Source organism: Terriglobales bacterium (genome assembly GCA_035454605.1).
In the GTDB taxonomy this organism is placed as follows: domain Bacteria; phylum Acidobacteriota; class Terriglobia; order Terriglobales; family Acidobacteriaceae; genus DATMAB01.
Map to the genome: position 1 here is coordinate 1 of DATIGQ010000026.1, position 5,709 is coordinate 5,709.

Annotated in this window: 6 protein-coding genes, 1 tRNA gene and 1 pseudogene; 5 read left to right on the forward strand and 3 right to left on the reverse strand. The window is 62.7% G+C overall.

From position 1 onward, the window contains the following. A partial coding sequence (locus VLE48_01855; GenBank protein ID HSA91729.1) for a hypothetical protein occupies positions 1-339 on the forward strand: 339 nt, incomplete at its 5' end. A 9-nt stretch (positions 340-348) separates the two neighbouring features. Next, a complete protein-coding gene (locus VLE48_01860; GenBank protein ID HSA91730.1) occupies positions 349-705 on the forward strand; it encodes a septum formation initiator family protein in 357 nt (118 codons plus the stop codon). A gap of 33 nt (positions 706-738) precedes the next feature. Here the strand turns inward: VLE48_01860 and VLE48_01865 are convergent, their stop codons facing one another. Beyond that, on the reverse strand, positions 739-1,056 hold the full coding sequence (locus VLE48_01865) for a hypothetical protein (GenBank protein ID HSA91731.1): 318 nt from the start codon (positions 1,054-1,056) through the stop codon (positions 739-741). Positions 1,057-1,134: 78 nt separating this feature from the next. On the opposite strand from VLE48_01865, the gene VLE48_01870 reads away from it, so the two are divergent. Next, entirely contained in the window at positions 1,135-1,905 is a 771-nt protein-coding gene (locus tag VLE48_01870) for a thiazole synthase (protein ID HSA91732.1), read from the forward strand. A 326-nt stretch (positions 1,906-2,231) separates the two neighbouring features. On the opposite strand, the gene VLE48_01875 is transcribed toward VLE48_01870, so the two are convergent. Beyond that, complete coding sequence (locus VLE48_01875) at positions 2,232-4,016, reverse strand: long-chain fatty acid--CoA ligase (GenBank protein HSA91733.1); 1,785 nt, start codon at positions 4,014-4,016, stop codon at positions 2,232-2,234. Then, on the reverse strand, positions 4,013-4,654 hold the full coding sequence (locus tag VLE48_01880; GenBank protein ID HSA91734.1) for a TetR/AcrR family transcriptional regulator: 642 nt from the start codon (positions 4,652-4,654) through the stop codon (positions 4,013-4,015). Before VLE48_01880 ends, VLE48_01875 begins: the two co-directional genes overlap by 4 nt. A gap of 259 nt (positions 4,655-4,913) precedes the next feature. Between VLE48_01880 and VLE48_01885 the strand changes: the two are divergent. Together VLE48_01885 and VLE48_01890 are read left to right on the forward strand one after the other, a co-directional pair. Then, positions 4,914-5,363, forward strand: a pseudogene (locus VLE48_01885) (redoxin domain-containing protein). 74 nt (positions 5,364-5,437) lie between these two features. Next, positions 5,438-5,514 (forward strand) — tRNA-Met (locus tag VLE48_01890). Positions 5,515-5,709 lie beyond the last annotated feature (195 nt).

Here is a 5,709-nt window from a genome sequence, read left to right on the forward strand (position 1 = left end):
GAAATGGTCGCCCGCCGCCGCGCCAGCCTCTCCCAGCAGCTCCGCCGCCTGTTTGACCAAGTTGGTTCCTTCTACCCGCTTCGCGAGAACTTCCGCTTGACGCCGGAGGTGAAGGAGAAGTTCACTGCTAAGTGCGGCCAGGATCCGGGTGAGCTGGCCGGACGGCGCGTGGCTCGCGTCGTCCGCACCGACGGCCTGAAGCTGGTGTTCGACGACGGCGCTTGGGTCTGCTACCGGCTCTCCGGTACCGAACCGGTGGTGCGCGTGTATTCCGAGGCGCGCTCGCCGGAGGATCTGGAAAAGCTGAGCGCTGCCGCCAAGCAGTGGATTTTCGCGTAGAACGGGCACATGAAACGAATGCACCGCATCACCGACAGGCTCTATGCCTCGCGCCGCAAGCTGGCCACGGCCGGCATCGCCGTGCTCGCCGGCCTGATGGCCGCGCACGTGGTCTTCGGCGCCAACGGCATGGTGGTCTATTACGGCAAGCGGGCCGAATACCAGCGGCTCGAAAAGGAAGTACAGCAATTGCAGGTCGAGAACGAGCGCATCACGCAGCAGATCAAGGCGCTCAAGACCGATCCGGCTACGATCGAGCGCGAAGCGCGCGAGCAGCTTCGCTACGCCCGCCCCGGCGAAGTGGTCTACGTGGTCCCCGCCGACGAGCAGCAGCCCGCAGCCCCGGCCACGGCTCAGAGACACTAGCGAACAAGACCGCTCTAAGAACTCCGAACTGCCCTAGTCCGGCAGCTCCATCTGTTCCCACGCCCCGTAGCGCGTAAGCTGGCCGTCGGCCACCACGCCGATGTATCGGCCTTTGCAGGAGAACTGCATCACGGGTTTGCCTTCGCGCGCCATCTGCGCCCAGCGCGATTGTGTGCGTGGATTCTGCTCGATGCCAGTGATCTCGTGCCCCCCGTAGGAGAAATCGACGGTGCGCAGCCCTTTCTTGCGCGTCCGGTCCACAGGGAAGGACCGTTTCTCCAGCCGAACGACGCCCGTCTTTTCCACCAGCACCTGCTGCCAGACGGAAACCAGGCTTTCGGCCAGGGTCACAGAAAGGATGTTACATCGCCGCCCTGGCGAGAAACGAGAAACGAGAAACTTGTTACCCGAACGCATTAGAATATTTGTATGGACTCCTTTCGCATCGCCGGCCGCGAGTTCCGTTCGCGGCTCATCGTAGGCACGGGCAAGTACAAGTCGGGGCAGGAGACGGCGCGCGCCATCGAGGCTTCGGGCGCCGAGATGGTCACCGTGGCCGTGCGCCGCGTCAACCTCGACCGCTCCAAGGAATCGCTGCTCGACTTCATCGATCCTGCGAAGTATTTCCTGTTGCCCAACACCGCCGGCTGTTACACCGCGGAGGACGCTTTGCGCACTGCCCGGCTCTCGCGCGAAGTCGGGCTCTCGGACTGGGTGAAGATCGAGGTGATCGGCGATGAGCGCACGCTCTACCCGGACGTGCAGGCCACCATCGAAGCCACGCGCGTGCTGGTGAAAGAAGGCTTTACCGTCCTGCCCTATACGTCCGATGACGTGGTGGTTGCGAAACGCCTGATTGACGCCGGGGCCAGCGCCGTGATGCCTCTGGGCGCGCCCATCGGCAGCGGCCTGGGCATCCAGAACGCCGCCAACCTGCGCATCCTGCGCGAGATGATCACCGATGTGCCGCTGATCGTGGACGCAGGCGTGGGCACGGCCTCGGACGCCACCATCGCCATGGAGCTGGGCTACGACGGCGTGCTCATGAACTCCGGGATCGCGAACGCCGAAGATCCCGTGCTCATGGCGGAAGCGATGAAACATGCAGTCATCGCAGGCCGCGCCGCCTATCTCGCCGGCCGCATGCCCAAGAAGCTCTACGCGACAGCCAGCTCGCCGCTCGAAGGGGTAGTGCGGTAGCGGAATCTATTGATTCCAACTCGGACATTCGCCGATTCCGCGGCGATTGTGGTGGGGGAAGCAGCATCATGGATTTGCAACGTTCTGCGAACGGCGGGTTGAAACTCGGCGTAGTCCTGGTCGTTTTTGGAGCGTTTTTCGTGTTTGATTTCTGGAGTGAATACCGAGTTAACAACTCAATTCCAAGAGGCGTAATTAGTGCTATCGGCGGGATTCTCTGTACTGGTTTCTATTTTCTTCTGTTTGGGCTCGGTTCGGACTCACACAAAGGTAGGAGCTCAAAGACAGAGGACACCTGAGATCCAATTCCGGCGTGCTGCCTCCTGCTACGTGGCGACTGGCACCACCGCCGGCGCCGGCTGCGCGTAGATCTCCTCGATCTGTTGCCGGTAGCGCTCTTCCACTACCCGCCGTCGCAGCTTCATGGAGGGCGTCATGGAGCCGTCGGCAACCGTGAACTCGTCCGCCACCACCAGCACGCGCTTCAAAGCCTCGAACTGCGCCAGGTTCCGGTTGACCTCGGCCACAATGCCCTCATAAAGTGCCTGCACCTTGGCGTTCGCGACCAGGTCCTGGCGCGAGCCGAACGGCACGTCGTTGGCGTGCGCCCAGCTTTCCAGCATCTCGAAATGCGGCGCCACCAGCGCCATGGCGAACTTGCGCTTGTCGCCGATGACTACCGCTTCCGCCACCAGCGGATTCGTCTTGAGCGACTTCTCGATAGGCTGCGGCGCCACGAACTTCCCGCCCGAGGTCTTGATCAGGTCCTTCTTACGGTCGGTGATGGCGAGGTAGCCTTCGGCGTCCAGCGTGCCGATGTCGCCGGTCTTGAACCAGCCGTCCGGAGTGAACGCTTGTGCCGTCTCTTCAGGTAGATTCCAGTAGCTCTGGAACACCGACGGCCCGCGGACGAGAACCTCGCCATCCTCTGCGATGCGCACCTCGACGTTGCGCAACGGTTGCCCCACCGTGCCGATCTTGTGGGCGCTGGGATGATTCAGGGCAATGACCGGCGAGGTTTCTGTGAGGCCGTAGCCCTCGAAGATGCGGATGCTGACGCAGGCGAACCATTCCGCCAGGTCTCGCCCCAGCGGCGCGCCGCCGGAGATGTAAGCCAATACGTTCCCGCCGAACGCTTTGCGGATCTTCGAGTAGAGCAGGAAATCGGCCAGCTTCCAGGCCATGCTCGTGGGCTGCTTGCCCGCCAGCGTTTCCTGGCGATGCTTGCGTCCGGTTTCGATGGCCCAGTCATAAACGGAACGCTTCAGTCCGTGGCCGGCCAGCCGGCGCACGGTTGCCTGTACTTTTTCATAGATGCGCGGCACCGCCACGAACAGCGTGGGACGCACCTCCGCCGCCACCTCGAAGACTTTGTCGATATTGGCGCAATAGGCCAGGGTAACGCCGTAGGCGAAGCAGACGTAGTCCAGGTGGCGCGCCGTGATGTGCGAAAGCGGCAGGAAGGAGATGCACAGATGCCCCGGCTCCAGTCCCAGGTCCTCGAGCGAACAACTCACGTTGGAGGCCAGGTTCCGGTGGGTGAGCATCACGCCCTTTGGTTTCCCGGTCGTCCCCGAGGTGTACACGATGGTCGCCAGGTCGTCAGGCTGCACCTGGCGTGCGCGGGCGTCGAACTCCGCGTCCCGCCCCGGAGGCTGGTTGTGCATCATGCGGTGCATGGGGAGGCCCTCGGTCGAGCCTACGTAGTCCATGCAGACGACCTTCTCGATCTTCGTCTGGCTTCGGATGGAGTTGACCTTCTTGAGTTGTTCGATGGTGGAAACGAACGCCACACGCGCGCCGGAATCGTTCAGTATGTAGGCCACGTGGTCCGGGGGCAGCGTGGGATAAACGGGCACGTCCACCGCTCCCAGCAGCAGCGTGGCGAAATCCGCCACGGCCCACTCCGGACGGTTTTCGCTCAGGATGGCGACACGCTCACCCTTGTGTATGCCCCAACTCTCCAGCGTCCTCGCCGTGCCCACCGCGTCGCGGTACAGTTCGTGGGAACTGATATCGATCCAGCGGATGGTCTGCTTGAATGTCATCACGCGAGCGGCGTTGCGCTCCACCGCGGCGTAGAAGACGTCGACAATAGTCTGCGGCTTCATGCCCCCTCGCGCGTCTCCATGCCTTTCAGGATCAGGTCTGCCACCGCGTCGGCGGCGCCGGCCAGCGCATACTCGCGCTCGCTCAGCACCCACGAAGTCACCATTTCATCCAGCGCTCCAAAAAAGCAGTTAGCCGCGATCTTGTCTGACATGCCGCGCCGGAACAGCCCCGCCTCCTGTCCCTCGCGTACCACGCGGCGGATCAGTTCGAAGTACTCCACCAGGCGCTGGTGGGAGAACTGGGCCAGGAACTTGGCGCTCTGCCGCAATTCGGTCTGGAAGACTACGGCGAGACTACGATGCTCGCCCATGGCCTTCAAGTGCAGCAGGGCCACGCGGCGAAGCCGTTCACGCGGATCCTTCGCCTGCTCCACCTCGCGCCGCGCTTTTTCCAGGAAGGCGGCGAAGGCGGCATCAATGGCCGCGGTGAGGATCTGTTCCTTGTTACGGAAATATAGATAGATGGTGCCGTCGGCCACACCCGCCCGCTGGGCGATATCCGAGACCCGCGACTGGAAGTACCCCTTCTCGGCAATCACGTCGATGGCCGCGTCCAGAATGCGCTGGTACTTGGCTGCGCCGTTCGCGCTCTTCCGAGCCTGGCTCACGTCTTCGACTTTGGTTTTCTGCTTTGCCATGAATTCCTGGTGTCGGCAGATCTGCGCACGGCTTATCGCTTCCAACGCCTGCGACCTGCCGCTGGCCTCTCTGACTCTACCGGGTGAACGGTCATTCAGGCAATGCGCTCCCGCAGTTGACGCTCAGGGGTGGCCTGAGTAGGCTTGGCTCTCGTCCCTGGAGGATCCTATGCGCGAACTCCTGCTGGTTGCTGCCTTGCTGGCGGGACCCGCCGCTTCGTTGGCCGATGAGGCGAAGCCCGCTCCGCCGCCCAAGTTCAAGGTCGGCGATGTCGCACCCGACTTCACGCTCAAAGACCAGTCCGGCAAGGAAGTCACCCTCAGCAGCTTCCGCGACAAGAAGAACGTGGTGCTGGCGTTCTATGTCTTCGCCTTTACCGGCGGTTGAACGAGGGAACTCAAGGCCTACCAGCAGAATCTTTCGAAGCTGGAGGCCACCGACACCCAGGTGCTGGGTGTGAGCATGGACAGCATGTTCGCCAACAAAGCCTTCGCCGAACAACTCGGCGTCAGCTTCCCGCTGTTGAGTGACTGGGGAGGCGACGTCACGCGCACCTACGGCATCTACGAGCCCAAGTACAAGGCCGCACGCCGCGTCACCTATCTGATCGACAAGAGCGGAAAGATCGTGGAGATGCAGCTCGACAGCGAAGCCCTCGACCCGACCAAGATCGTTACCGCCTGCGAGCGCCCCAAGATGAAAAGCTGACGACGCAGCGCCGATTCATTCTGCGCGCAGCGTTCGACGGCTGACACGAGGCGATTGTTTTGCTAAGATGAGTTCGCGGGGTGGAGCAGTCTGGTAGCTCGTTGGGCTCATAACCCAAAGGTCGCTGGTTCAAATCCAGCCCCCGCAACCATTGACGACGAGGGGTTAGCGGACGCAGCGCCGCTAGCCCCTTTCGTTTACCCAGACTTCGCCCAGGAATCGGGTTGCACGCTGGACGCCGCCCCCCGTACTGTTGTCGCGTAAGCGGCGAACTCCCTCGCCGCGCCGGGAAGCAGACGGCGTGCATCGACCCGCCTCGCCGCGACCGGCGCGGTTACACTTACTT